We start from the raw sequence: 26,869 nt of genomic DNA, 5'->3' as shown, positions 1-26,869 counted from the left end.
TCACACCTCGCCTGCGAAGTCGGTCAGCGGGGTCATGGCTTCCCGCGCCCAGCGGGCGGTGATCGGCTGGCCGGTCTGGTGGCCGACGCTGATGTCCAGCCACTGGTTGTTGGCCTGGCTGATGTTCAGCGCCTGGCCGTTTTCCAGTTTCAATTCATAGCGGGTGGCGCTGCCCTGGTACTGGATGTCATGCAGCACGCCGCTGACTTCCACTTCGCCATTGCCTAGCGGGCCTTCGGCGAAACGCACATGTTCCGGGCGGATCGAGAACGGCTGCGGGCTGCCGCTCAAGCGCTGCGCCAGGTCGCCACGAATCACGTTGGAGGTGCCGACGAATTCGGCGACGAAGGTGGTGGCCGGTTTCATGTACAGGTTGCGCGGGGTGTCGACCTGTTCGATGCGGCCCTTGTTGAAGACCGCAACCCGATCAGACATCGACAGCGCTTCAGTCTGGTCGTGGGTGACGAAGATGAAGGTGATGCCGAGCTGGCGTTGCAGCTTTTTCAGCTCGCTTTGCATTTGCTCGCGCAGCTTCAGGTCGAGGGCACCCAAGGGCTCATCGAGCAGCAGCACGCGAGGGCGATTGACCAAGGCGCGAGCCAGGGCTACCCGCTGGCGTTGGCCACCGGACAGTTGCACCGGCTTGCGCTCGCCATAACCGCCGAGGGCAACCATGGCCAGCGTTTCTTCGGCGCGATTGAGGCGTTCGGTCTTGCCCACGCCTTTGACTTTCAGGCCGTAGGCGACGTTGTCCCGCACGTTCATGTGGGGGAACAGCGCGTAATCCTGAAACACGGTGTTGACGTCCCGCTGATAGGGCGGCAACCCGGCGGCTTCTTTACCGTGAATGCGGATGGAGCCGGCGCTTGGCTGCTCGAAACCGGCAATCAGGCGCAGGCAGGTGGTCTTGCCCGAGCCGGAAGGGCCGAGCATGGAAAAGAACTCGCCGTCCTGGATATCGATGGAAACCCGGTCAACGGCTTTCACTTCGCCGAACTGACGGGAAACGTGGGTGAATTGGACTGCAAGCGTCATGGTGCGGTGCTCCAAAAAGGCGTAGATCGTCGCAGCGGCCCGGCCTGGACTTCTGAAAAAACTGAATCGATGTTTATCTGTGATAGTCAGGCTTATGTGGCGAGCGGGCTTGCCCGCGTTGGGCTGCGTAGCAGCCCTGAGATCAGCCAACACGGTCTTTCAGAAAAACCGCGGCTGTCTTATTGGGACGGCTTCGCCGTCCAGCGCGGGCAAGCCCGCTCGCCACACAATGCTTCTTGCCACAACGAGCGTTTAGCGACCGCCCATGATCGCAATGTAATCCTGGGTCCAGCGGCTGTACGGCACGAACTTGCCGCCTTCAGCCTGCGGGGTTTTCCAGAAGGCGATCTTCTCGAACTGGTCGAAACCGTTGGTCTTGCAACCCTCGGCGCCGAGTAGTTCACTGCCCTGGCAGGCAGCCGGTACCGCTGGCAAGGAGCCGAACCACGCCGCGACATCACCCTGGACTTTTGGCTGCAGCGACCAGTCCATCCACTTGTAGGCACAGTTCGGGTGTTTGGCTTCGGAGTGCAACATGGTGGTATCGGCCCAGCCGGTTGCGCCTTCCTGAGGGATGGTCGAGGCAATCGGCTGCTTCTCGTTGATCAGGCCGTTGACCTGATACGGCCAGGCGCTGGACGCCACCACGCCTTCGTTCTTGAAGTCACTCATTTGCACGGTGGTGTCGTGCCAGTAGCGGTGGATCAACGGTTGCTGAGCACGCAACAGATCGAGCGCGGCCTTGTACTGGGTTTCGGTCAGCTCATACGGGCTCTGGATGCCCAGTTCCGGCTGGGTGCTCTTGAGGTACAGCGCCGCGTCGGCGATGTAGATCGGGCCGTCATAGGCCTGCACGCGACCTTTGTTCGGCTTGCCGTCCGGCAGGTTCTGCGCCTCGAACAGCACGTTCCAGCTGGTAGGTGCGGTCTTGAACACGTTGGTGTTGTACATCAACACGTTCGGGCCCCACTGGTACGGGGTGCCGTAGGTTTGCTGGCCAACCACGTACCACGGCGCATCTTTGAGGCGCGGGTCGATGTTCTTCCAGTTGGGGATCAGCGAGGTGTTGATCGGCTGCACACGCTTGCCGCCGATCAGTCGCAACGAGGCATCGCCCGAGGCTGTGACCAGGTCGTAGCCACCCTTGGCCATCAGGCTGACCATCTCATCGGAGGTGGCGGCGGTCTTGACGTTGACCTTGCAGCCGGTTTCCTTCTCGAAACCGGTGACCCAGTCGTAGTTCTTGTCACTTTCGCCACGCTCGATGTAGCCGGGCCAAGCGACGATATCTAACTGGCCTTCACCGGCCCCGACCGCCTTGAGCGGTTCGGCGGCCTGGATACTGACGCTGGCCAGCAGCGCGGTGGTCAGGGCACTTAGCAGTGCGGTCTTGTGCGCAGACATGGGGATTCCCTCTTCTTTAATTATGGTCGGGGCAGTTTTTGCAGCAGGTGATGCGTGAGCTTATGTTGTTGTTTTAAAGATGCTGGCCATGGCGCGCCATGATATGGCGCACCACGCTGTAGTCCTGTAGCGAATCACTGGACAGGTCTTTGCCATACCCCGAGCGCTTCAAGCCGCCGTGGGGCATTTCGCTGACCAGCATGAAATGGCTGTTGATCCAGGTGCAGCCGTACTGCAGCCGCGCCGCCACTTGCATGGCCTTGTCCAGGTTCTGCGTCCACACCGATGAAGCCAGTCCGTATTCCGAGTCGTTGGCCCAATCCACCGCCTGCTCCAGTTCGTCGAAGCGGGTCACGGTGACTACTGGGCCGAACACTTCGCGCTGGACGATTTCATCGTTCTGCTTACAGCCAGCCAGTAAGGTCGGCTGGTAATAGAAGCCAGCGCCGGAATGCACGGCCGCGCCGGTCACGCGTTCGATATGGGGTTGGCCGAGGGCGCGCTCGACGAAGCTGGCCACACGGTCGCGCTGGCGGGTGCTGATCAGCGGGCCGAGTTCGTTGTCGGCGTCGCGCTTGCCGGCAAAGCGCAGGCTGCTGACTGCCGCGCCGAGATCGGCCACCAGCTTGTCGTGAATTCCCGCCTGGGCATAAATGCGGCACGCAGCGGTGCAGTCCTGGCCGGCGTTGTAATAACCGTAGGCGCGTACGCCCTCGACCACGGCCGCCAGGTCGGCGTCGTTGCAGACGATCACTGGCGCCTTGCCACCCAGTTCCAGGTGGGTGCGTTTCAGTGTCTTGGACGCGGCTTGCAGAATTTTTTGCCCGGTGACGATATCGCCGGTCAGCGACACCATGCGCACTTTTGGGTGGCTGACCAGATGACTGCCAACACCTTCACCGCCGCCACACAGAATGTTGATCACCCCACGCGGTAGCAATTGGTTCAGCGCGGGCGCCAGGGCGAGGATCGACAGCGGCGTGTGTTCCGATGGCTTGAATACCAGGGTATTGCCGGCGGCCAGGGCCGGGGCGATTTTCCAGGCGGCCATCATCAGCGGGTAGTTCCACGGCGCAATCGAAGCGACGACCCCGATAGGGTCGCGGCGCACCATGCTGGTGTAGCCCGGCAGGTATTCGCCGCTCAGTTGCCCGGTCTGGCAACGCACGGCTCCAGCGAAGAAGCGGAACACATCGACGGTGGCGCTCAAATCGTCCTGGCGCGCCAGGTGCAACGGCTTTCCGCAGTTCAACGATTCCAGGCGGGCCAGATAGTCAGCTTGTTTTTCGATGGCATCGGCGATGCCCAGAAGAATGTTCGAACGCTGCTGTGGCGTGGTTCGCGACCAGCCGGCAAAAGCGCGGTGGGCGGCGAGGATGGCGGATTCGACCTGCTCGGTGCTGGCTTCGGCGATATGGGTGAGGATTTCACCGGTGGCCGGGTTGACGATCGGTTCGACGAAACCCTGGCCTGGGACCAGTTCGCCGTCGATCAGCAACGCGGTGAGCAGCGGTGTGGGCGCGCCAGACATTTTTCGCGATCTCTTTTCTTGTGTGGTCATGGGCGGTCTCTTGCAAGGCGCCTGACCTTCTCTTATGGATGAGCAGAGACTAGAGGTCAGGCGCGAGGTCAACAAATACTAAATACTGAAAGCAGCATTCGATTAAATAGATGGCTTGCGCGGGTGAGGTTGTTCACGGGCTACGGTGAGGAACGGGTCCACCAACGCCGGGCGGGCCGTGCCCCGGCGCCAGGCCAGGCCGACGTCGAGGGTTTGGCTGAGGTCGGCAATTGGCCGTGCCTCAATGATGTCGCCTTCAAGCGACCAGGGCCGGTAGGTCATGTCGGGTTGGATCGACACGCCCAAGCCTGCTGCCACCAGGCTTCGAACCGCTTCGGTGGAGGCGGTGCGCAAGGTGACGCGGGGTTGCAGCCCGGCACCGGCCCACATACGTTGGGCGTTGTGGTCCATTTCGTCGACGTTCAATTGAATCAGCGGCTCGCGGGTCACGTCGGCGAGGTTGATGCTGTCGTGTTCCAGCAGCGGGTGTTGGGCTGGTAGCCACAGGCGGTGGGGCGAGTGCGTGAGGACTTCGGTCTGCAAGGCATGACGATCTTCGAGGTTGGAGACTATTAGCACGCCGACATCGATTTCGCCGCTGACCAGCAAATGCTCGATATACGGGCGTTCATCTTCCATCACCCGAAGCTCGACGTTGGGGTAGGCGCGCTGGAAGCGGGTCAGCAAATCGGCCAAATAATAGCCGGCCACCAGGCTGGTCACCCCGATGATCAGTTGCCCGGCCACCTGGTCGGTACTCTGTTGCAGGCTGCGCTTGGCATTGTCGACGGTGGCGAGGATCAAGTGCGCCTGGCGCAGGAACTGATGGCCCTGGTGGGTCAGGGTCATGCCCTTGGCGTGGCGGTTGAACAGGTTGACGCCGATTTCCTGTTCCAGTTGCTGGATTGCCAGGGTCAGCGTGGACTGGGAAATGAACGCGGTTTGGGCGGCGGCGGAGATCGAGCCGGTCTCGGCCACGGCGATGAAGTGACGGATCTGACGCAAGGTCATCATGCTGGAATTACCAGTGGAGTGTTTTTATAGATTTGCTCGAGTGTATATCGGTTTTAGAGAAGGGCAGCTGCAAGCTTTAAGCTGCAAGAGCGCGTTACATCTAGAAGCACTCTAGATCGGGGCTTTTTGGCACTTAGTTTTACGCTGGGGGCCTATTGGTCCTATGAACCCTAGTGTCTGGAGGCTACGAATGAATACCCGTGGATTGCTCGATCAGTTGCTCAAGTCCGGCCAGGACATGCTGAAAAACAAGGCTGGCAGCCAGCACAAAGGTGCTGACAAAGGTGCCCTGGGCGGTTTGCTCGGCGGTGGCGGGCTCGGCAGCCTGCTGGGTGGGGCGGGAGGTGGTGCCTTGGCGGCCGGGGCCATGGGCCTGTTGCTGGGCAACAAAAAAGCCCGCAACTTTGGCGGCAAGGCCCTGACCTACGGCGGCCTCGCGGCGTTGGGTGTGATTGCCTACAAAGCCTACGGCAACTGGCAGGCGCAACAGGCCAGCGCGCCACAAGGTGAGCCGCAAACCATTGATCGCTTGCCGCCGGCCCAGGTTGAACAGCACAGCCAGGCGATTCTCAAGGCGTTGGTCGCTGCGGCGAAGGCCGATGGTCATGTCGACGAACGCGAGCGGGCGCTGATCGAAGGCGAGTTCACCAAACTGGACAATGACCAGGAGTTGCAACACTGGCTGCACGCCGAACTCAACAAGCCCCTGGACCCCGCCGACGTCGCCCGTGCCGCCAGCACCCCGGAAATGGCGGCCGAGATGTACATCGCCAGCTTAATGCTGGTGGATGAGGAGAATTTCATGGAAAAGTCCTACCTCGATGAATTGGCTCGCCAACTGAAACTGGAGCCAGGTCTCAAGGCCGAGCTGGAAAAGCAGGTGCGCCAAGCAACGGTCTGACTCCACAGTCCACATCCCAAACACCCCGGCTGCATTACTGCTCCGGGGTGTTTTTGTATTCCGTGAGACTTGTCCCGCAACCCTTTGATAATGATGTCACCTGCTCAGCTATACTCCTCTCCATTTGAATGGCCCACGAGGAATTACTGTGAAGAACTGGACCTTGCGCCAAAGGATTTTGGCGAGCTTTGCGGTCATTATCGCGATCATGTTGTTGATGGTGGTGGTCTCGTATTCACGGTTGCTGAAGATCGAGGTCAGCGAAAAGTTGGTCCGTGACGATGCAGTCCCTGGGGTCTATTTAAGCTCGATGATTCGCGGTGCCTGGGTTGATAGCTATTTGCATACCCTCGATATCATTGGGTTGCGGGAAGAAAAAGCGCTTACCGACACCGACAAGGCGGAGTTCAAGTCGTTCGAAACCCGTATTGAACAGCAGATGGCCAGCTACGAAAAAACCATCAATGGCCAAGAAGATCGCATGGAGTTCGATAACTTCAATGCGGCGCACATCAACTACAACAGGATACTGGCGGCGGTGCTGGAGCAGGTCCAGAGCAATGACCTGCAGGCCGCTCGCGTGCTGTTCGACGAGCAATTGACGCCGACCTGGACCGAAGGTCGCATGAAGCTCAATGACATCATCACCCAAAACAAAGGCGTGGCCGATCGCGCCACCAACGCCATCTACGATTCCGTGGAGGCAGCAAAAATCAGCATGGGCATCTCGCTGATTCTGGCGATCCTCGCCGCCGGCCTCTGCGGCCTGCTGCTCATGCGCGCGATCATGGCGCCGATGAAGCGCATCGTTGACATCCTCGAAACCATGCGTACCGGCGACCTGAGCAAGCGCCTGAACTTGGAGCGCAAGGACGAATTCGGTGCCGTGGAGACCGGTTTCAACGACATGATGACCGAGCTGACCGCCCTGGTGTCCCAGGCCCAGCGCTCGTCGGTGCAGGTCACTACGTCGGTCACAGAGATCGCCGCCACCTCCAAGCAACAACAGGCCACGGCTACCGAAACGGCCGCCACCACCACCGAAATCGGCGCCACGTCCCGGGAGATCGCCGCGACCTCCAAGGACCTGGTCCGCACCATGACCGAAGTGTCCACCGCCGCCGATCAGGCCTCGGTGGCCGCCGGCTCCGGCCAGCAAGGCCTGGCGCGCATGGAAGAAACCATGCATTCGGTGATGGGCGCCGCCGACCTGGTCAACGCCAAGCTGGCGATCCTCAACGAGAAGGCCGGCAACATCAATCAGGTGGTGGTGACCATCGTCAAGGTCGCCGACCAGACCAACCTGCTCTCGCTCAACGCTGCCATCGAGGCCGAGAAGGCCGGCGAATACGGCCGCGGTTTTGCCGTGGTCGCCACCGAAGTGCGACGCCTGGCGGACCAGACGGCTGTGGCCACCTACGACATCGAGCAGATGGTCCGTGAGATCCAGTCGGCGGTCTCGGCCGGGGTGATGGGCATGGATAAATTCTCTGAAGAAGTGCGCCGTGGCATGTCCGAAGTGCAACAGGTGGGCGAGCAGTTGTCGCAGATCATCCATCAGGTCCAGGCCTTGGCGCCGCGGGTGTTGATGGTCAACGAAGGCATGCAGGCCCAGGCCACCGGCGCCGAGCAGATCAACCATGCGCTGGTGCAATTGGGCGATGCCAGCAGCCAGACTGTGGAGTCCTTGCGCCAGGCCAGCTTTGCGATTGATGAGCTGAGCCAGGTCGCGGTCGGCCTGCGCAGTGGCGTGTCGCGTTTCAAAGTCTGATGAGCGATCTGGCGGCTAAAGGCGGTGCTGTGTCGGCAGCGAAAAAAGCATTGTTCCTGGTGTTCTACATCGGTACTGAGCGTTATGCCCTCAAAGCCACGGAAGTGGCCGAGGTACTGCCGCGCCTGCCGTTGAAGCCCATCGCCCATGCACCCGCGTGGGTGGCCGGGATCTTCGTCCATCGCGGGGTGATGGTGCCGGTTATCGACCTCAGCGCCTTGACCTTCGGCACAGTGGCCCAGGCCCGCACCAGCACGCGGCTGGTGCTGGTCAACTATCGGCCCGAACCCTGGATGGATGCATGCTGGCTGGGGTTGATCCTTGAACAGGCAACCGACACCCTGCGCTGCGACCCGGCCGACTTCCAGCCCTACGGCCTGGACAATCGCCAGGCACCCTACCTGGGGCCGGTGCGCGAAGACGAACGAGGCTTGATGCAGTGGATTGGTGTCGCCGACCTGCTGACGGCCGAGGTGCGCGCCTTGCTGTTCGCCCCCGACATGACCCCTGGGGTGTGTGATGAGCAGTGACCAACGCTTTTTCGACTTCCTTAAAGAACGCATTGGCCTGGATGTCGCCTCGGTGGGCGAAGCCATCATCGAACGCGCCGTGCGCCAGCGCAGCCTGGTGTTGCAGGGGCTGACGGCCGATCAATACTGGCAGCGCCTGCAGACGTGCAGCGAGGAACAGCAGGCACTGATCGAAGCGGTGATCGTCCCCGAGACCTGGTTTTTTCGTTACCCCGAATCCTTCGCCACCCTGGCCCGGCTCGCCGTCGCGCGCCTGGCCGAGATCAAGCAGATGCGTGCCCTGCGCATCCTCAGCCTGCCGTGTTCCACCGGCGAAGAACCCTATTCGATCGCGATGGCCTTGCTCGATGCCGGGCTGGCGCCCTATCAGTTCAAGGTCCAGGGCATGGACGTCAGCCCGTTGTCGGTAGAGCGGGCGCGGCACGGGGTGTATGGCAAGAATTCCTTTCGTGGCCAGGACCTCGATTTTCGCGAGCGCCACTTCAGCGCCGAGCATGACGGCTATCGCATCGCCGACCGGGTGCGCGAGCAAGTGCGCCTGCAAGTGGGCAACCTGCTGGACCCGCAGTTGCTGGCCAATGAACCGACCTATGACTTCGTGTTTTGCCGCAACCTGCTGATCTACTTCGATCAGCCGACCCAGAAGCAGGTGTTCGAGGTGCTTAAAGGCCTGACCCATGTCGACGGCGTGCTGTTTATCGGCCCCGCCGAAGGCAGTCTGCTGGGCCGCTTGGGCATGCGCTCGATTGGTGTGCCGCAGTCCTTTGCCTTCAGCCGCCATGTTGAGCCTGCGCCGGAGCCGTTTTTTGTGCCGATGGCGGCACCCGTGCCCCAACGCAGCGCAGCGCCGATTCCGGTCAAGCCCCGGCCTTTCACTTCAGCCCCTGCGCAGGTGGTGCCAATCAAGGCTGCACCCGTACAGTCGGACGCAGCCGATCTGCTCAGCCAGATCGCGACCCTGGCCAATGAAGGCAAAAGCCTTGACGCCCGTTCCGCCTGTGAGCGTTATCTACAGAGCCATCCGCCGGCGGCGCAGGTGTTCTATTGGTTGGGGCTGCTCAGCGACGTGGTCGGCAGCGCCCTGGAAGCCCAGGGGTACTATCGAAAAGCCTTGTACCTAGAACCCCAGCACCCGCAGGCCTTGATGCATTTGGCCGCCTTGCTCCAATCCCAGGGCGACACGGCGGGTGCCCGCCGCTTGCAGGCCCGAGCGGCGCGCAGCGAGCGAGCCGCTGACAGTGAGGGTAAACAATGAGCAGCCCTACCTCCCTGGACACGGGCCTGAATTTGACCCTGGCCGACACCCAGGCCATCGACGACTGCTGGAATCGCATAGGCATCCATGGCGACAGATCCTGCCCGTTGTTGGTCGAACACATTCACTGCCGCAACTGTGCAGTGTATTCCGCCGCCGCTACCCGGTTGTTGGACCGCTATGCCTTGCAACAGGACGACCATCGTCCGGTTGCGGCTGTGGAGGCGCACGGCGATGTCGTCACCCGTTCGCTGCTGATGTTTCGCCTCGGCGAGGAATGGCTGGGCATCGCCACGCGCTGCCTGGTGGAAGTGGCGCCGTTGCAGCCGATTCATTCCTTGCCCCACCAGCGCTCCCGGGCGTTGCTCGGCGTCGCCAACGTGCGCGGCGCCCTGGTGGCCTGCCTGTCGCTGGTGGAGTTGCTGGGGCTGGACAGCACCAGCAACGGCCCGAGCGGCGGGCGGATCATGCCGCGCATGTTGATCATCGCAGCGCTTGACGGGCCGGTGGTGGTGCCGGTGGATGAAGTGGACGGTATCCATGCCATCGACGAGCGCATCTTGAAAGCGGCCTCGGCCTCCGGTACCCAGGCCAGCGCCCGCTTTACCCAAGGCGTGTTGCAGTTCAAAGGTCGCAGCCTGCGTTGGCTGGACGAAGAACAATTGTTGTCCGCAGTGACCCGGAGTCTCACATGACCCCCGACCAGATGCGCGATGCCTCGCTGCTGGAGTTGTTCAGCCTGGAAGCCGACGCACAGACCCAAGTGCTCAGCGCCGGCCTGCTGGCCCTGGAACGCAACCCTACCCAGGCCGACCAGCTCGAAGCCTGCATGCGCGCCGCCCATTCCCTCAAGGGCGCGGCACGGATTGTCGGGGTGGATGCTGGCGTCAGCGTGGCCCATGTCATGGAAGATTGTTTGGTCAGCGCCCAGGAAGGGCGTTTGTACCTGCAGCCCGAACATATTGATGCGTTGTTGCAAGGCACGGACTTGCTCATGCGCATTGCCACCCCCGGCAACACGGTCGGCCCGGCAGACATCGAAGCTTATGTCGCGCTGATGGAGCGTTTGCTCGATCCGTCGCAGCTGTCTGCCAAGATCGTACCGCCCGCACCGCCGCCGCTGCCTGAGCCGCCCGTGCCTGCGCAACCTGAGCCTGCACCACTGGTCAGCACCGACTTACCACGGCAGAGCAAGCCCATGACCGAAGGCGGTGAGCGCGTGCTGCGGGTCACCGCTGAGCGCTTGAACAGCCTGCTGGACCTGTCCAGCAAATCCCTGGTGGAAACCCAGCGTCTCAAGCCTTACCTGGCCAGCCTGCAACGTCTCAAGCGTATTCAGAGCAACAGTGCTCGCGCCCTGGATAACCTTGACGGCCAGCTCAAGGCCGTCGAGCTGAGCCTGGAAGCCCAGGAAGCACTTGCCGACACTCGCCGTCTGTTGAGTGAAGCGCAGTTGCTGCTGGCGGAAAAAACCGCCGAGCTGGATGAGTTCGGCTGGCATGCCGGGCAGCGCGCCCAGGTGCTCTATGACACGGCGCTGGCCTGTCGCATGCGCCCGTTTGCCGATGTGCTGGCCGGGCAGGTGCGGATGGTCCGCGACTTGGGCCGCAGTCTGGGCAAGCAAGTACGCCTGGAAGTCGAAGGCGAGAAGACCCAGGTTGACCGCGATGTTCTGGAAAAGCTCGAAGCCCCGTTGACCCATTTATTACGCAATGCCGTCGACCACGGCATCGAAATGCCCGAGCAGCGGCTGCTGGCGGGCAAGCCGACTGAAGGCTTGATCCGCCTGCGAGCCTCTCACCAGGCGGGTCTGCTGGTGCTGGAGCTGAGTGACGACGGCAACGGCGTTGACCTTGAGCGCTTGCGCGGCACTATCGTCGACCGGCATTTGTCGCCGCTGGAAACTGCCCTGCGCCTGAGTGAAGAGGAGCTGCTGACCTTCCTGTTCCTGCCGGGCTTCAGCCTGCGGGACAAGGTCACCGAAGTCTCCGGGCGCGGGGTCGGCCTGGATGCGGTGCAGCATATGGTCCGCCAACTGCGTGGCGCGGTGGTGCTGGAGCAGACGGCGGGGCAGGGCAGCCGCTTCCATCTGGAAGTGCCGCTGACCTTGTCGGTGGTGCGCAGCCTGGTGGTGGAAGTCGGCGAAGAGGCCTACGCCTTTCCCCTGGCCCATATCGAACGTATGTGCAACCTGGAGCCCGACGAGATTGTGCAACTGGAAGGCCGCCAGCATTTCTGGCACGAGGGCCGGCATGTCGGCCTGGTGGCCGCCAGCCAGTTGCTGCAACGCCCGCCGGGTCAGAGCAACGAGGAAACCCTTAAGGTGGTGGTTATCCGCGAGCGGGATGCGGTGTACGGTATTGCCGTGGAGCGTTTTATCGGCGAACGCACGCTGGTGGTATTGCCGCTGGATGATCGCCTGGGCAAGGTTCAGGATATCTCTGCCGGCGCCTTGCTCGATGATGGCTCGGTGGTGTTGATCGTCGATGTCGAGGACATGCTGCGCTCGGTAGACAAACTATTGAATACCGGCCGACTGGAGCGCATCGCCCGGCGCACTCAGCAGGCTGCCGAAGTGGCGCGCAAGCGTATTCTGGTGGTGGATGATTCGCTCACCGTGCGCGAATTGCAGCGCAAGCTATTACTTAACCGTGGGTATGACGTGGCGGTCGCCGTTGATGGTATGGATGGCTGGAACGCCTTGCGCTCCGAAGACTTCGACCTGCTGATTACTGACATTGATATGCCTCGCATGGACGGTATTGAATTGGTCACACTCTTGCGCCGTGATACTCGCCTGCAATCGCTGCCGGTGATGGTGGTTTCTTACAAGGATCGGGAAGAGGACCGGCGCCGTGGACTGGACGCCGGCGCTGACTACTATCTAGCCAAGGCCAGCTTCCATGACGACGCACTGCTGGATGCGGTGGTGGAGCTGATCGGAGGCGCCCGGGCATGAGGATTGCTATCGTCAATGACATGCCCATGGCGGTAGAGGCATTGCGCCGTGCGTTGAACTTTGAGCCGGCCCATCAGGTGGTGTGGGTGGCCAGCAACGGCCTGGAGGCGGTGCAGCGCTGTGCCGAATTGACGCCGGACTTGATCCTGATGGACCTGATCATGCCGGTGATGGACGGCGTGGAGGCGACCCGGCAAATCATGGCCGAGACCCCATGCGCCATTGTCATCGTCACCGTGGACCGCGAGGCCAATGTCAGCCGCGTCTTCGAGGCCATGGGCCATGGCGCCCTGGACGTGGTGGATACCCCGGCGCTGGGTGTGGGCAACGCCAAGGACGCGGCGGCTCCGCTGCTGCGCAAGATCCTCAATATTGGCTGGCTGATCGGTCAGCGCGGCAGCCGCGTGCGTGCCGAGTCGGTGCCCCAACGGACCATGGGAAAACGCCAGAGCCTGGTGGCCATCGGCTCGTCTGCCGGCGGTCCGGCTGCCCTGGAAATATTGCTCAAGGGCTTGCCACGGGATTTTTCGGCGGCCATCGTGCTGGTGCAGCATGTGGACCAGGTATTTGCCGCTGGCATGGCCGAATGGCTGAGCAGCGCTTCGGGCTTGCCGGTGCGCCTGGCATGTGAAAGCGAGCCGCCGCAAAGTGGCGTGGTGCTGCTGGCCGGTACCAATCATCATATTCGGCTGTTGAAAAACGGCACGTTGGCCTACACCGCCGAGCCGGTGAACGAAATTTACCGGCCGTCCATCGACGTGTTTTTCGAGAGTGTTGCCAGCCACTGGAACGGCGATGCCGTCGGTGTATTGCTGACCGGCATGGGGCGCGACGGGGCCCAGGGGCTCAAATTGATGCGTCAGCAAGGCTACCTAACCATCGCTCAGGATCAGCAAAGCTGTGCGGTTTATGGCATGCCCAAAGCGGCAGCAGCGATAGACGCGGCTGTTGAAATTCGCCCATTGGACAGAATCGCGCCACGATTGCTGGAGGTATTCGCAAAATGACCGATATCACTCGCTGTCCTGGCCTGCAGGTAGTAATTCAGGTGACTGCACATGAATAATTTACAGCTCGACGACTTCAAGACCGACGAAAACGCCGCCATGGTGTTGCTGGTCGACGACCAGGCGATGATTGGCGAAGCCGTGCGGCGTGGCCTGGCCCATGAAGACAATATCGACTTCCACTTTTGCGCTGATCCGCACCAGGCCATCGCCCAGGCGATCCGCATCAAACCGACGGTCATTCTCCAGGATTTGGTGATGCCGGGCCTCGACGGCCTGACGTTGGTGCGTGAATACCGTAACCACCCGGCCACGCAGAATATTCCGATTATCGTCCTCTCGACCAAGGAAGACCCGCTGATCAAGAGCGCGGCGTTTGCGGCCGGGGCCAATGATTACCTGGTCAAGCTGCCGGATAATATCGAACTGGTGGCCCGCATTCGCTACCACTCGCGCTCCTATATGACCCTGTTGCAGCGGGACGCGGCGTATCGAGCGCTGCGGGTCAGCCAGCAGCAACTGCTGGACACCAACCTGGTGTTGCAACGGCTGATGAACTCCGACGGTTTGACCGGGCTGTCGAACCGTCGGCACTTCGACGAGTACCTGGAGCTGGAATGGCGCCGCGCCATGCGCGACCAGACTCAGTTGTCGCTGCTGATGATCGACGTGGACTTCTTCAAGTCCTACAACGATAGCTTCGGCCACCTGGAAGGTGACGAAGCCCTGCGCAAGGTGGCCGCGACCATTCGCGACTCCAGCAGCCGCCCCTCGGACCTGCCGGCCCGTTACGGCGGTGAAGAGTTTGCCCTGGTGCTGCCCGGCACCTCACCTGGCGGTGCGCGATTGGTGGCCGAAAAGCTGCGGCAAGCCGTAGCAGCCCTGGAAATCCCTCATATAGCCCCGGCTGAAGGCGCGAGCCTGACCATCAGCATTGGTTTGGCGACCATGACGCCAGTGCAGGGCACGGATTGCCGGCAGTTGATCTCGGCGGCGGACAAGGGGTTGTATTTGGCCAAGCACAACGGGCGCAATCAGGTGGGCATCGAGTAAATAGGCCAGGGGGCAGCGCCCCCTAGCCAGAATCGACCAAGCGGGCTGCCGTTTTCAGGCGTTTGCCGTTATACTCTTCGGCTTTCAAAAGTTCGCCAACGAGTGCTGCCCGCCATGGAAATCAACCCGATCCTTAACAGTATCAAGGACCTGTCCGAGCGCTCCGAAACTATTCGGGGGTATCTTTGACTACGATCAAAAGCATGAGCGTCTGACTGAAGTCAATCGCGAGCTTGAAGATCCTAGTGTCTGGAACAACCCTGCCTATGCCCAGGAACTGGGGCGCGAGCGCTCCCTGCTGGCGCAGATCGTAGACACCCTTGACGAGATGCACTCAGGCCTGGCCGATGCCAAGGACCTGCTGCTGATGTCCGCCGAGGAAGAAGACCAGGCTGCCGTCGATGACGTCGCCGCTGAAGTCGAGCGCCTGCGCGAGTCCCTGGAAAAACTCGAATTTCGCCGGATGTTCAGCGGTGAGATGGATGCCAACAACGCCTACCTGGATATCCAGGCCGGTTCCGGTGGTACCGAGGCCCAGGACTGGGCCAACATCCTGCTGCGCATGTACCTGCGCTGGGCTGACAAACGCGGTTTCGACGCGACCATCATGGAACTGTCTGCCGGTGAAGTTGCCGGGATCAAGGGCGCGACCATCCATATCAAGGGTGAATACGCCTTTGGTTGGTTGCGTACCGAGATCGGCGTACACCGCCTGGTACGCAAGAGTCCATTCGACTCCGGCAACCGTCGCCACACCTCGTTCTCGGCCGTGTTTGTGTCGCCGGAAATCGATGACAACATCGAAATCGACATCAACCCGTCGGACCTGCGCATCGATACCTACCGTTCCTCGGGTGCCGGTGGTCAGCACGTAAACACCACTGACTCGGCCGTACGTATCACCCACGTACCGAGTAACACCGTGGTCTGCTGCCAGAACGAACGTTCCCAGCATGCGAACAAAGACACCGCGATGAAAATGTTGCGGGCCCGTTTGTATGAGCAGGAAGTGCAGAAGCGCAACGCCGCCTCCCAGGCCCTGGAAGACACCAAGTCCGACATCGGCTGGGGTCATCAGATTCGCTCCTACGTGCTTGACGCGTCGCGAATCAAGGACCTGCGCACCAACATCGAACGCAGTGACTGCGATAAAGTCCTCGACGGCGACATCGACGAGTACCTGGTAGCCAGTCTGAAACAAGGCCTGTAAGGCACTGTAGGAGCCGGTTTGCCGGCGATCCCCAGCCGAAGGCTGGGGACAACGAACCTGTGATGGAATTTCAAAAGACATGAGCGACCAACAACTCGACCCGCAAGCCCTGCAACAGGAAGAAAACTCCCTGATCGCCCTGCGCAAGGAAAAGCTTGCTGCTGAGCGCGCCAAGGGCAATGCCTTCCCCAACGACTTCCGTCGCGACGCCTACTGCGAAAACTTGCAGAAACAGTACGCGGACAAGACCAAGGAAGAGCTGGCAGAGGCTGCTATCCCGGTCAAGGTGGCAGGTCGCATCATGCTCAACCGTGGCTCGTTCATGGTAATCCAGGACATGTCTGGGCGGATTCAGGTCTACGTCAACCGTAAGACCCTGTCCGAAGAAACCCTGGCCGCGGTGAAAACCTGGGACCTGGGCGACATCATCGCAGCCGAAGGCACCCTGGCCCGTTCCGGCAAGGGCGACCTGTACGTTGAAATGACCAGCGTGCGCCTGCTGACCAAATCCCTGCGCCCACTGCCAGACAAGCACCACGGTCTGTCCGACACCGAGCAGCGCTACCGCCAGCGTTACGTTGACCTGATCGTTAACGAAGATGTGCGCCATACGTTCCGCGTGCGTTCGCAAGTGATTGCCCACACACGTGCTTTTCTGATGCAGCGTGACTTCCTCGAAGTGGAAACGCCGATGCTGCAAACCATCCCCGGTGGTGCCGCAGCCAAGCCTTTTGAAACGCACCACAACGCGCTGGACATGGGAATGTTCCTGCGCATCGCGCCTGAGCTGTACCTCAAGCGGCTCGTTGTTGGCGGGTTTGAAAAAGTGTTTGAGATCAACCGCAACTTCCGTAACGAAGGCGTTTCGACTCGTCACAACCCTGAATTCACCATGTTGGAGTTCTACCAGGCCTACGCCGACTACGAAGACAACATGGACCTGACCGAAGAGCTGTTCCGCGAATTGGCGCAGTTGGTCCTGGGCAGCACCGACGTGCCGTACGGCGACAAGGTGTTCCACTTCGGCGAACCGTTTGTGCGCCTGTCGGTGTTTGATTCGATCCTCAAGTACAACCCTGAGCTGACCGAAGCCGACCTGACCGACATCGACAAGGCCCGTGCCATCGCTAAGAAAGCCGGCGCCAAGGTGCTGGGCTTCGAAGGCCTGGGCAAGCTGCTGGTGATGATTTTCGAAGAGTTGGTGGAGCACAAGCTGGAACAGCCGCACTTCATTACCGAGTACCCGTTCGAAGTCTCGCCGCTGGCCCGTCGTAATGATGACAACCCGAACGTCACCGACCGTTTCGAGTTGTTCATCGGCGGCCGCGAAATCGCCAACGCCTACTCCGAGCTCAACGATGCTGAGGACCAGGCCGAGCGTTTCATGGCCCAGGTGGCCGACAAGGACGCCGGCGACGACGAAGCCATGCACTACGACGCCGACTTTGTGCGTGCCCTGGAGTACGGCATGCCGCCGACCGCCGGTGAAGGCATCGGCATCGACCGGTTGGTGATGTTGTTGACCAACTCACCGTCGATCCGCGACGTGATCCTGTTCCCGCACATGCGGCCAGAAGCATAACTGTAGCGAAATCTGAAGCCGCCTTTTATAAGGCGGCTTTTTTATGGGGCCTGCACAAGCGCCAGGCTTTTAACCTGTATCGAGGATGTGTGTGGTGAACCGCGTAATGGCTCAAGAAGGCGCCGCCGGCATCGCCGCTGCCGTGGCTGAAAGTGTTCAGTACCAGGGCCGCAAGGCCAGCCGACAGGGCAGCGAGCAGCGCCGGCAAGACATTCTCGATGCGGCCATGCGCATCGTTGTGCGTGATGGTGTCCGCGCCGTGCGTCACCGGGCTGTGGCGGCAGAGGCGGGTGTGCCGTTGTCGGCCACCACCTATTACTTCAAGGACATCGATGACCTGCTCACCGACACCTTCGCCCAGTACGTGGAGCGCAGCGCGGCGTTCATGGGCAAGCTGTGGGTGCGCAACGAAGGCCTGCTGCGGGAAATGGTTGCCTACGGTGATGGCAGTGCGCAGTCCCGTTCGCAGTTGGCCGATGATATTGCGCGGCTGACTGCCGATTATGTCCATCGCCAGTTGCTGACCCGTCGCGAGCACTTGATGGCCGAGCAGGCATTTCGCCAGGAAGCGCTGCTGAACCCGCGCCTGGCCGAACTGGTACGCTCTCACCAGCAAATCCTGTTGCAGGGCACTTGCCAGTTTTTTCAGGTGTTGGGCTCTCGCGAGCCGCAACAGGATGCCAAAGTGTTGACGGCGATTATCGGTCGGATGGAGTATCAGGGCCTGCTGGGCGGATTAGAGCCTCTGACCAGCGACGAGATGCTTGAGATACTCAAGCGTTACATGCATCTGGTGTTGGCTTCGGTATAACCCTTGTAGGAGTACTCAATGAAAGCCTGGCGTGTGGTCGTGATCGCCGTGTCGTTCCTGTTGCTCAGCGGTTGCCTGGTGACCTTCAAGGACCCCCTGCCGGCCAGCGAGGCGGCGCCTGATGCCTTGCTTGGCAAGTGGACGAGCAAGAACGCCTGGGGTGAGCCGCTCAATCTGCAAATCAGCCGCGCTGGCGAAAATCGCTATACAGCTGTGAGCTACCCTAAAGCCAAGCCAGGGGAGCGTGATGAATACCTGTTCAGCGTGTCCCTTCATGGCAACCGCTGGTACCTGTCGGCGTCATTGCCCGACAAGTTTGGCGGGCACTTCATCCTGGCGGGGTTTGAGTTCGATGAAAAGCACGAACTGGTGGTCTACAACCTCGACCTTGAGCAGATCAACCAGGCTATCGGGCAGAAAGCCTTGAGCGGTGCTGCGGTAGAAACCGTGGAGGGTGATGGTGTACTGATCGACAGTCCCATGAGCCAGGTGTTTGCCTACCTGGATGATCCGGCCAATGCCGACGTGTTCGTCGAAGCCGTACGCTATCAGCGTGCAGGCAAATAACGTTTAGAGAGGAAGCACCGGGTGGACGATTACCAGCAGACGATACGCACCTTGTCTGATCGCATTGTGCTGGCGCAAACACCGATTCGCGTCCTCGACGCCGTAAAGTGGGATGACAACATCCGCAAGGGGTTCCTCAAGGGCAAAGGCAAGGAAATGCCGGCCGTAGACCGCGACTATTACCTGAGCCGGCCGCTGTCGTTCGATTCCAGTGCGGTGAAACTGGAGTTCCAGAACATCGAGCGCGACATCACCCGCCAGCTCGGCCAGTTCAATCCGGTTGGGCAGATCATGCGGCGCATGTGCAAGGAATACCGCATGGTGGTGCGCATGCTCGAAGCCCGTGGCACCGAAGATTTCGGCCTGATTTCCCAGGAGCTGTATGGCGCCGCCTCCGATGCGTTCCATGCCGGTGACCCGACCCTGGCCGACCTCGGCCTGATGCTCTCCGATTACCTGAATAACATTGATGGCCGTGGTGATCTCAAGGACGAAGCCAAGACCTTGACCGCCAAGGACGCCGTCAGCCTGCTACAAAGCCGCCTGAACAAGGTGTTTGGCGAGGCGCAAGAAACCATCCGCGTATTTGAATCCGACGGCATCGTCGCCGATGCGGCGGCAGGTGCCGACTACATCAAGATCCGCGCCGATGCGATGTTCAACGAGCGCGACGTGCGTGCCCTGGAAGTCCATGAAGGGCTGGTGCATGTCGGCACTACCCTCAATGGCCAGAATCAGCCGATCTGCACGTTCCTGTCCAAGGGCCCGCCCTCGTCTACCGTGACCCAGGAAGGCCTGGCGATTCTGATGGAGATCATCACCTTTGCCTCCTACCCCAGCCGCCTGCGCAAACTGACTAACCGCACCCGCGCCATTCATATGGTGGAAGAGGGCGCTGACTTCTTGCAGGTCTACGAGTTCTTCCGTGAACAGGGCTTTGAAATGGCCGAAAGCTACGGCAATGCCAGCCGGGTTTTCCGTGGATCGACGCCTACGGGTCTGCCGTTTACCAAGGATTTGTCCTACCTCAAGGGCTTTATCATGGTTTACAACTACATTCAGTTGGCTGTGCGTAAAGGCAAGCTGGAGCAAGTGCCGCTGCTGTTTTGCGGCAAGACCACCCTGGAAGACATGCGTACCTTGCGCCAATTGGTGGATGAAGGCCTGGTGGTGCCGCCCAAGTATCTACCGGAGCAGTTTCGCGACATGAACGCGTTGGCGGCGTGGATGTGCTTCTCCAACTTCCTCAACCACTTGAGCCTGGACCGGATCGAAGCGGATTACTCCAATATCCTCTGATCGCCTGCGGCGATCCGACATGCCCGCTCACTACAGAGGCTTCAACGGATGAGAGTCTTCGGTATTCTTTGCCTGCTACTGACCCTGAACGGCTGCAGCTCCCTGCTGTTTTACCCAGAGCCGGGCCTGCCGTTCACCCCGGAAAAAGCTCACCTGCAATACCGCGACATCACCCTCACCACCGCCGACGGCGTCAAGCTGCACGCTTGGTGGTTGCCAGCCAAGGCCGGTGTGCCGCTCAAGGGCACGGTGCTGCACCTGCACGGAAACGGCGGCAACCTGGCCTGGCACCTGGGTGGCAGTTGGTGGTTGCCGGAGCAGGGCTATCAAGTGCTGCTGCTGGACTATCGCGGCTACGGCTTGTCCGAAGGCAAACCCTCGCTGCCGGCGATTTACCAGGACCTGGACGCAGCTTTCAGCTGGATCGACAAGGCGCCAGAAACCCAGGGCCAACCGCTGATCATTCTCGGCCAGAGCTTGGGCGGCGCGCTGGCGGTGCATTACCTGGTGGAGCATCCTGAGCGTCAGCGCCAGCTCAAGGCCCTGGTGTTGGATGGCGTTCCGGCCAGTTATCGTGATGTAGGGCAATTCGCCCTGAGCACGTCCTGGTTAACATGGCCGTTCCAGGTACCATTGTCCTGGCTGGTGCCGGATGCCGACAGTGCAATCAACGCCATGGCGCAACTGACCGGTGTGCCGAAACTGCTGTTCCACAGTATGGATGATCCGATCGTGCCCCTTTCCAACGGCATCCGTCTGTATCAAGCTGCCCCCCCGCCGAGGGTGCTGCAACTGACCCGTGGAGGTCATGTGCAGACCTTCGCCGACAAGACCTGGCAAACCGTGATGCTGCGCTATCTTGACGACCCGCAGCATTTCGATGGCTTGCGCCGCCTGGGGGAAATCCCCAATTACCGGCCCGCCCCGAATCCAAAAGATGAATCATCAGAGAGCCCGCAATGAGCGAAGAACGCAACGCAATCCCCCTGATTCTCACCGGTATCGGCACTATCATCGGTACCGTTGGCTGCCTGTGGTATTACGGCTACCTGCACTTTGCCAAACCCGAGGATGCCTTGCTGCTCAGTGACTTCACCATGCTCAAGACTGTTCCAGGCGAGGATTACAAGATCTCTCTGACGCCGGCTGCCCAGGTGGCCCAGTGCGTTGACGGCGTGCTGGTGATGTTCGATACGGAACAGAAAGGCCTCAGCGGTGTATTGGTGAACAGTAAAAAGCAGGCTGTGCGCTGCATTGGCCAGGAAACGCCGCAGTTGCAGCAGTAAAAGCGGTTGCACGTGGGCAGGAGCGTGTTGTGCTCCTGCCCACGGGACGCTCCTACGAAATCGAACACTCGGCTAACCGCTTGTACCCCCCACCCCCCAACCCTCCGCCTGAGCATTCACTGCGCCTACCCAGATGAGTTTTCTCTGCCCGCGCATGACATCCACTTTCAGAAAAAGCCAGCGCCTGGAACCATTTCCCATAAGAAACCACTGAACGGATTGTCAGCGCCGCTGATAGATAACTTACGAATAGTTAATGTTGGAGTGCGGATATGGGTATGGGAATTGGTGGCATTGGGAGCATGGCGGGCGCAGGCATGCAAGGGATGGGTGGCGGACAGCAGGTTGGCCAGCCAGGGGGAATGGATCAGCAGAAGTTGCTCGAAATACTCATGAAAATGCTGGGTGGTGCGGGCGGCGCTCAAGGCGGCGGTGGTAGCCAGGGCGGCGGCGCCGTAGGCGGTGATCAAGCCGACATATTGGAAAAAATGAAGCGGATGATGCACGGCCAGCAGGGCATGCAGGCCATGATGCCAGGTAATGACAGTGGTCGGAATATCAGCTTCGGATAGGCAAAAGGAAGCCCCCTTGCATTGAAGGGGGCTTTTTAGTCCAGCGACAGTCGATCGGTTATTGAACCGATGAACGTGGTTTGACCGGCTGGTTGTCGTTGGAGATGGTTACTTCAACACGGCGGTTCATGGCGCGGCCCGAAACGCTGCCGTTATCGGCAACCGGGTATTCCTTGCCGTAACCCGTGGTCACGATGCGGCGCGGGTCAACGCCCATCTTGATCAGTGCAACCTGGACCGAAGTGGCACGGCGCTCGGACAGGCTCTGGTTGTAGGCATCGGCACCGGTGCTGTCGGTGTAGCCTTCAACGATTACCTGGCGATCCGGGTTTTCCTGGAGGAACTGCGCCAGTTTGTTGATGTTTACCAGACCGCTGGATTTCAGGTCGGCCTTGTTGGTGGCGAACAGCACGTCACCGAAGGTCACCAGGGTGCCACGTTCGGTCTGCTTGGCGTTCAAGCTGTTTTGCAGCTGCTTGATCTGCGCATCACGGGCCTCCAGCAGGGCGCGGGCACGTTCGTCGCCGGCGCCTTTCAGCTTGGCTTCGGATTCGCGCAGGGCGATGGTGTCCTTGGCCACTTCAACGCGCTGGTTGGTCAGGTAGGCCAGTTGATCGACTTTCTTTTCGTCTTCCTTGTCGCGGTAGGCTTTGTCAGCCTTGTCCAGCCATTCGCTGGCGTCCTTGGTTTCAAGGGCGGCGATTTTGGTCGCTTGCGGGTTGGATTGCAGGGCCGAGTAGTTGGTCCGTGCATTTTCCAGGTTCGCGTTCGGCGGGGTGGAGCAAGCCGCCAGAGCAACGCTCATCGCCAGCAGGGCAGGGATCATCAATTGTTTACGCATAGTGGTGTCGTCCTTTCAATTCGATTTCGGGTGCAATGCGATCACGGGTGCTGGCTTACTGCTGCTGAGTAGCAGCGGGGCGCATACCTTCGTTACGCAGCTCCTGAACAGCCTTCTGGGAGTCCTTCACCGCCTGGTCAGCCTTGGCAGCCTGGGCTTTGCGCTCTGCTACGCGAGCGTCCCATTCGGCTTGTTCGGCCAGGCGACGAGCTTCGTCATACTTCTTGTCGTGCATGGCAATTTCGGCTTGCTTGAGCTTGTCCTGGGCGGACCTCATTTCCACTGCTGCGAACTCGGTAGCGCCAGCGCTGACTGCGCTGTTCACCGCCGATTGGGTCACGGCGTACTGCTCGGTTGGCGGGTTGCCGGCGCAACCGGCCAGTACGAAGCTGGTACCGATTGCCAGCGTGGCCAACTTGAGCCCGCGCAGGTGGTTAAACGAGGATTTGGCAATGCTGGTCTTCATGGTCTTCAACTCCATTGGATACCTCCTGAAAAACATCAAATCCATCTTCGGTGGGCAGCGCGTGTGGTCTGGCGGTAAAGCTCAGAACACCTTTCAAACGGCTGTTCCAAGTGATGGCTTACTGGTTGTGACCTGAGGCTTTTTTGAATAGTTCAGAGAAGATGGCGATTTGCCTAAAAAACTATTTGGCGGGACTGTCAGCATTTAAATGTTGGAACTTTTGCACTGCGCAGAGGTATTCCTGGCCTCTGAGAGGCCCGGAATAGATGGGGTGGCAAGTTTTTTAACGAATGTTTATCAGTGTTTTTGCTTGTCGGGCAGGGCTGACAAGTCGTGTAGGTAACGCCGTGACAGCGTCAGAAAGCGTGGCGTAGGGCCGACGTCCTCGTACAGTGGGTCGCCCTCTTCATCGGTGGTAATCACATGCTGACCCTTGATGTAAGGGAAGCTGGTTTCCAGCTCTTCAAGGGCGGCACCGATCAGTTCGCCGAGCAATTCTTCGGTATTACGTTTGGGGTACATCTCACAAATGGCCGCCAGTCTGGCGGCGGTCTCTACATCCAAATGGATCGCGTATTCAGTCTTGGTCAGGCGACCCTTGGCGTTTTCTTCCCAATGCTGGGCCAGTTCTCGGATTTTCATGGCAACCTCAATGGAACCCACGGTCAGAGGGCGGTGATGAGTGACCAGTCAGCGCATGGATAATACGGCGACCCACTATTGAGACTAGCTGCAAGTCTCAAGGTTTAAAGTCGATTGTCCTGGCTCTTGTAAGAAGCCGGCGCGGGCGGCACTCTTGAAGATCAAAGCGTCCCGGATTTCTGGCTGGAGATTGGCTGATGAGCGATATCGATGCACGCTTGCGTGAGGATGTTCACCTGCTGGGTGAACTGTTGGGCAATACGATTCGAGAGCAGTACGGTGATGAGTTTCTCGACAAGATCGAGCAGATTCGCAAAGGCGCCAAGGCTGATCGCCGGGGTGCTGCCTCGGAACAGGCGGCAGGTGAAGAGCTGAGCGCCAGTCTCAATCAACTGAAGGAAGATGAACTGCTGCCAGTGGCGCGGGCCTTCAACCAGTTCCTCAACCTGGCCAATATCGCCGAGCAATATCAACTGATTCACCGCCGCGATGAATCGCAGCCGGCACCTTTCGAGTCACGGGTATTACCAGAGTTATTGGCGCGTTTGCTGAGTGAAGGCCATAGCGCTGAATCTCTGGCCCGCCAACTGGGTCGCCTGGATATTGAACTGGTCCTCACCGCCCACCCCACCGAAGTCGCCCGGCGCACCCTGATCCAGAAATACGACGCCATCGCCGCGCAACTGGCGCTGCAGGATCACCGCGACCTCACGACTGCCGAACGCGAACAGATTCGCCTGCGCCTGCAACGGCTGATTGCCGAAGCCTGGCACACTGAAGAAATCCGCCGTACCCGGCCGACCCCGGTGGACGAAGCCAAGTGGGGCTTTGCGGTGATAGAGCATTCCCTGTGGCATGCCATCCCCCATTACCTGCGCAAGGCTGACCACGCGTTGCATGCTGCCACGGGCCTGCATTTGCCGTTGGAGGCGGCGCCGATTCGCTTCGCTTCATGGATGGGCGGCGACCGCGACGGCAATCCCAACGTCACCGCGCCGGTTACCCGCGAAGTTTTATTGTTGGCCCGCTGGATGGCTGCTGACCTGTACTTGCGCGACATCGATCACTTGGCGTCCGAGCTGTCGATGCAACAGGCCAGCCCTGAGTTGCAGGCCAAGGTCGGCGACAGCGGCGAACCTTACCGGGCGCTGCTCAAGCAACTGCGCGAGCGCCTGCGGGCGACCCGCAATTGGGCCCACGCGTCGTTGACGGCCAGCACTCCGGCACCCGCCGATGTGCTGCAAAACAACCGCGACCTGTTGGAGCCGCTGGAGCTGTGCTATCAGTCCCTGCACGCCTGCGGCATGGGCGTGATTGCCGACGGCCCGCTGCTCGATTGCCTGCGTCGGGCGGTCACGTTCGGCCTGTTCCTGGTGCGTTTGGATGTGCGCCAGGACTCAAGTCGCCACTCGGCGGCCATGACCGAAATCACCGACTACCTGGGCCTGGGTCGTTATGAGGACTGGGACGAAGACGCGCGCATCAGCTTCCTGATGCGTGAATTGACCAACCGTCGGCCCTTGTTACCGAGCTATTTCAAACCCTCGGCCGACACCGCCGAGGTGCTCAATACCTGCAAGGAAATTGCCGCTGCGCCAGCGGCGTCCTTGGGTTCCTACGTCATCTCCATGGCCGGTGCTGCGTCGGATGTCTTGGCGGTGCAGTTGTTGTTGAAAGAGTCCGGCGTGCAGCGGCCGATGCGCGTGGTGCCGTTGTTCGAAACCCTCGCCGACCTGGATAACGCCGGCCCGGTGATTGAGCGCCTATTGCTGCTGCCGGGTTATCGCGCACGGTTGCAGGGCCCGCAGGAAGTGATGATCGGCTATTCGGATTCGGCCAAGGATGCCGGCACCACCGCTGCAGCCTGGGCGCAATATCGAGCCCAGGAACGCTTGGTGGACATCTGCCGCGAGCAGCAGGTGGAACTGCTGTTGTTCCATGGTCGTGGCGGCACCGTCGGCCGTGGCGGCGGCCCGGCCCACGCGGCGATTCTGTCGCAGCCACCGGGTTCGGTGGCCGGGCGTTTCCGTACCACCGAGCAAGGGGAAATGATCCGCTTTAAATTCGGCCTTCCGGATATCGCTGAGCAAAACCTCAACTTGTATTTGGCCGCCGTGCTGGAAGCGACCTTGCTGCCGCCACCACCGCCCGAGCCCGCCTGGCGTCACTTGATGGATGAATTGGCCGCCGACGGTGTCAGCGCCTATCGTGCCGTGGTCCGGGAAAACCCGCAGTTCGTCGAGTATTTTCGCCAGTCCACCCCGGAGCAGGAGCTGGGTCGCTTGCCTTTGGGCAGTCGCCCGGCCAAGCGTCGTGCCGGCGGTATAGAAAGCCTGCGGGCTATCCCATGGATCTTCGGCTGGACCCAAACCCGCCTGATGCTGCCGGCCTGGCTCGGTTGGGAAGCCGCCTTGAGCAAGGCTCTGGAACGCGGTGAAGGCGAGTTGCTGGGGCAGATGCGCGAGCAGTGGCCGTTCTTCCGTACCCGCATCGATATGCTGGAAATGGTCCTGGCAAAGGCCGATGCCGATATCGCCCGGTTGTATGACGAGCGCTTGGTGCAGCCTGACCTGCTGCCATTGGGTGCGCATTTACGCGACCTATTGTCGCAGGCGTGCGGTGTGGTGCTTGGCCTGACCGGTCAGTCGCAGTTGCTCGCTCATAGCCCAGACACCCTGGAGTTCATCCGCCTGCGCAACACCTACCTCGACCCGCTGCATCTGTTGCAGGCCGAACTGCTGGCCCGTTCTCGCCAACAGGAAGTGGCCCAGGACAGCCCTCTGGAACAGGCGCTGCTGGTGTCTGTGGCCGGTATTGCCGCCGGTTTGCGCAATACCGGCTAACATTTTTGGCGTGTTCTCAAGCGCTTGCAGATAAAATCGCCGGCTGCCTCGAAAGGGGGTGCTGGCGTTTTTATGCTGGGGTTGCACCAGGGGATACCTCGACTAAAAGGCTTGTTCAGCGCGGGTTCCTCCGACTTTTGGCGGCTTGTGTGGTTAGGGCCTGCTGTGTATCTTGATCAGCCTTTGGCCGTTTGGGCGGCCTAGACCCATATTTCCGAGATTGGCCCCATGCGGCGAATCCGAGCGTTATCTCTATAAAA

25 protein-coding genes are annotated in these 26,869 nt (G+C 60.5%); 17 read left to right on the top strand and 8 right to left on the bottom strand.

Features of this window, described 5'->3' with window-relative positions; all coding sequences use genetic code 11:
- The 4 genes from AAEZ06_RS07270 to AAEZ06_RS07255 all read right to left on the bottom strand — a co-directional run bounded on the left by AAEZ06_RS07270 (window position 1) and on the right by AAEZ06_RS07255 (window position 5,014).
- Window positions 1–1,035 carry an ABC transporter ATP-binding protein gene (locus AAEZ06_RS07270; RefSeq protein ID WP_149412469.1) on the bottom strand — a complete coding sequence of 345 codons (1,035 nt, stop codon included), beginning with the start codon at window positions 1,033–1,035 and terminating at the stop codon, window positions 1–3.
- A 252-nt stretch (window positions 1,036–1,287) separates the two neighbouring features.
- Complete coding sequence (gene ydcS / locus AAEZ06_RS07265) at window positions 1,288–2,439, bottom strand: putative ABC transporter substrate-binding protein YdcS (RefSeq protein ID WP_149412470.1); 1,152 nt, start codon at window positions 2,437–2,439, stop codon at window positions 1,288–1,290.
- Between the two features lie 73 nt (window positions 2,440–2,512).
- Window positions 2,513–3,970: a gamma-aminobutyraldehyde dehydrogenase gene (locus AAEZ06_RS07260; protein WP_178114436.1), complete on the bottom strand. Its 1,458-nt coding sequence runs from the start codon at window positions 3,968–3,970 to the stop codon at window positions 2,513–2,515.
- Between the two features lie 132 nt (window positions 3,971–4,102).
- Window positions 4,103–5,014: a LysR family transcriptional regulator gene (locus AAEZ06_RS07255; RefSeq protein WP_149412472.1), complete on the bottom strand. Its 912-nt coding sequence runs from the start codon at window positions 5,012–5,014 to the stop codon at window positions 4,103–4,105.
- Between the two features lie 190 nt (window positions 5,015–5,204).
- Between AAEZ06_RS07255 and AAEZ06_RS07250 the strand changes: the two genes are divergently transcribed.
- The 15 genes from AAEZ06_RS07250 (at window position 5,205) to AAEZ06_RS07180 (ending at window position 21,245) form a co-directional block, all read left to right on the top strand.
- A complete protein-coding gene (locus AAEZ06_RS07250) occupies window positions 5,205–5,915 on the top strand; it encodes a tellurite resistance TerB family protein (RefSeq protein WP_350613648.1) in 711 nt (236 codons plus the stop codon).
- 148 nt (window positions 5,916–6,063) lie between these two features.
- Complete coding sequence (locus tag AAEZ06_RS07245; protein ID WP_149412474.1) at window positions 6,064–7,686, top strand: methyl-accepting chemotaxis protein; 1,623 nt, start codon at window positions 6,064–6,066, stop codon at window positions 7,684–7,686.
- Complete coding sequence (locus AAEZ06_RS07240) at window positions 7,686–8,216, top strand: chemotaxis protein CheW (protein ID WP_149412475.1); 531 nt, start codon at window positions 7,686–7,688, stop codon at window positions 8,214–8,216. Before AAEZ06_RS07245 ends, AAEZ06_RS07240 begins: the two co-directional genes overlap by 1 nt.
- A complete protein-coding gene (locus tag AAEZ06_RS07235) occupies window positions 8,206–9,471 on the top strand; it encodes a CheR family methyltransferase (RefSeq protein WP_350613645.1) in 1,266 nt (421 codons plus the stop codon). Before AAEZ06_RS07240 ends, AAEZ06_RS07235 begins: the two co-directional genes overlap by 11 nt.
- Entirely contained in the window at window positions 9,468–10,166 is a 699-nt protein-coding gene (locus tag AAEZ06_RS07230; RefSeq protein ID WP_350613643.1) for a chemotaxis protein CheW, read from the top strand. The genes AAEZ06_RS07235 and AAEZ06_RS07230 overlap by 4 nt, the downstream gene beginning before the upstream one ends.
- Entirely contained in the window at window positions 10,163–12,430 is a 2,268-nt protein-coding gene (locus tag AAEZ06_RS07225; protein WP_350613641.1) for a hybrid sensor histidine kinase/response regulator, read from the top strand. The genes AAEZ06_RS07230 and AAEZ06_RS07225 overlap by 4 nt, the downstream gene beginning before the upstream one ends.
- Window positions 12,427–13,437, top strand: coding sequence for a chemotaxis response regulator protein-glutamate methylesterase (locus tag AAEZ06_RS07220; protein WP_149412479.1), 1,011 nt, complete (start codon window positions 12,427–12,429; stop codon window positions 13,435–13,437). The genes AAEZ06_RS07225 and AAEZ06_RS07220 overlap by 4 nt, the downstream gene beginning before the upstream one ends.
- Window positions 13,438–13,488: 51 nt before the next feature.
- Window positions 13,489–14,490, top strand: coding sequence for a response regulator (locus AAEZ06_RS07215; RefSeq protein WP_149412480.1), 1,002 nt, complete (start codon window positions 13,489–13,491; stop codon window positions 14,488–14,490).
- Window positions 14,491–14,604: 114 nt separating this feature from the next.
- Window positions 14,605–15,700 (top strand): peptide chain release factor 2 gene (prfB, locus tag AAEZ06_RS07210; protein ID WP_133102163.1). Its coding sequence is split into 2 segments (ribosomal slippage): window positions 14,605–14,676 and window positions 14,678–15,700, totalling 1,095 coding nucleotides; the frame shifts between segments, so codons are not numbered across the junction.
- Between the two features lie 79 nt (window positions 15,701–15,779).
- Window positions 15,780–17,282 carry a lysine--tRNA ligase gene (lysS, locus tag AAEZ06_RS07205; protein ID WP_133102164.1) on the top strand — a complete coding sequence of 501 codons (1,503 nt, stop codon included), beginning with the start codon at window positions 15,780–15,782 and terminating at the stop codon, window positions 17,280–17,282.
- Between the two features lie 94 nt (window positions 17,283–17,376).
- Window positions 17,377–18,093: a TetR/AcrR family transcriptional regulator gene (locus AAEZ06_RS07200; protein ID WP_133102165.1), complete on the top strand. Its 717-nt coding sequence runs from the start codon at window positions 17,377–17,379 to the stop codon at window positions 18,091–18,093.
- 18 nt (window positions 18,094–18,111) lie between these two features.
- A complete protein-coding gene (locus AAEZ06_RS07195) occupies window positions 18,112–18,660 on the top strand; it encodes a hypothetical protein (protein WP_350613637.1) in 549 nt (182 codons plus the stop codon).
- A 21-nt stretch (window positions 18,661–18,681) separates the two neighbouring features.
- Window positions 18,682–19,959 (top strand): flavohemoglobin expression-modulating QEGLA motif protein, encoded by a 1,278-nt coding sequence (locus AAEZ06_RS07190; protein ID WP_149412482.1) that lies wholly within the window; start codon window positions 18,682–18,684, stop codon window positions 19,957–19,959.
- Window positions 19,960–20,007: 48 nt separating this feature from the next.
- Entirely contained in the window at window positions 20,008–20,922 is a 915-nt protein-coding gene (locus AAEZ06_RS07185) for an alpha/beta hydrolase (protein ID WP_149412483.1), read from the top strand.
- A complete protein-coding gene (locus tag AAEZ06_RS07180) occupies window positions 20,919–21,245 on the top strand; it encodes a PA3694 family proteiin (RefSeq protein WP_149412484.1) in 327 nt (108 codons plus the stop codon). Before AAEZ06_RS07185 ends, AAEZ06_RS07180 begins: the two co-directional genes overlap by 4 nt.
- A 167-nt stretch (window positions 21,246–21,412) precedes the next feature.
- Here AAEZ06_RS07180 and AAEZ06_RS07175 read toward each other — a convergent pair whose 3' ends face one another.
- The 3 genes from AAEZ06_RS07175 to AAEZ06_RS07165 all read right to left on the bottom strand — a co-directional run bounded on the left by AAEZ06_RS07175 (window position 21,413) and on the right by AAEZ06_RS07165 (window position 23,139).
- The gene (locus tag AAEZ06_RS07175) at window positions 21,413–21,715 is read right to left on the bottom strand and encodes a hypothetical protein (protein ID WP_149412485.1); all 303 of its coding nucleotides are present in this window, start codon (window positions 21,713–21,715) and stop codon (window positions 21,413–21,415) included.
- 160 nt (window positions 21,716–21,875) lie between these two features.
- The gene (lptF, locus tag AAEZ06_RS07170) at window positions 21,876–22,658 is read right to left on the bottom strand and encodes a lipotoxin F family OmpA-related lipoprotein LptF (RefSeq protein ID WP_133102171.1); all 783 of its coding nucleotides are present in this window, start codon (window positions 22,656–22,658) and stop codon (window positions 21,876–21,878) included.
- Between the two features lie 55 nt (window positions 22,659–22,713).
- Window positions 22,714–23,139, bottom strand: coding sequence for a DUF4398 domain-containing protein (locus AAEZ06_RS07165; RefSeq protein ID WP_149412486.1), 426 nt, complete (start codon window positions 23,137–23,139; stop codon window positions 22,714–22,716).
- Here AAEZ06_RS07165 and AAEZ06_RS07160 point away from each other — a divergent pair.
- Window positions 23,111–23,260 carry a hypothetical protein gene (locus AAEZ06_RS07160; protein ID WP_178114430.1) on the top strand — a complete coding sequence of 50 codons (150 nt, stop codon included), beginning with the start codon at window positions 23,111–23,113 and terminating at the stop codon, window positions 23,258–23,260. The two genes, AAEZ06_RS07165 and AAEZ06_RS07160, sit on opposite strands and share 29 nt — an antisense overlap.
- A gap of 161 nt (window positions 23,261–23,421) precedes the next feature.
- Here the strand turns inward: AAEZ06_RS07160 and AAEZ06_RS07155 are convergent, their stop codons facing one another.
- Window positions 23,422–23,766 carry a pilin assembly protein gene (locus AAEZ06_RS07155; protein ID WP_350613634.1) on the bottom strand — a complete coding sequence of 115 codons (345 nt, stop codon included), beginning with the start codon at window positions 23,764–23,766 and terminating at the stop codon, window positions 23,422–23,424.
- A gap of 197 nt (window positions 23,767–23,963) precedes the next feature.
- Here AAEZ06_RS07155 and ppc point away from each other — a divergent pair, with 197 nt between their 5' ends.
- Window positions 23,964–26,609, top strand: coding sequence for a phosphoenolpyruvate carboxylase (gene ppc / locus AAEZ06_RS07150; protein WP_149412966.1), 2,646 nt, complete (start codon window positions 23,964–23,966; stop codon window positions 26,607–26,609).
- The last annotated feature ends 260 nt before the right edge of the window (window positions 26,610–26,869 follow it).

The sequence above is a fragment of the Pseudomonas sp. HY7a-MNA-CIBAN-0227 genome, assembly GCF_040310325.1.
GTDB lineage: Bacteria > Pseudomonadota > Gammaproteobacteria > Pseudomonadales > Pseudomonadaceae > Aquipseudomonas.
This window is presented reverse-complemented; position numbering and strand designations above follow the sequence as displayed.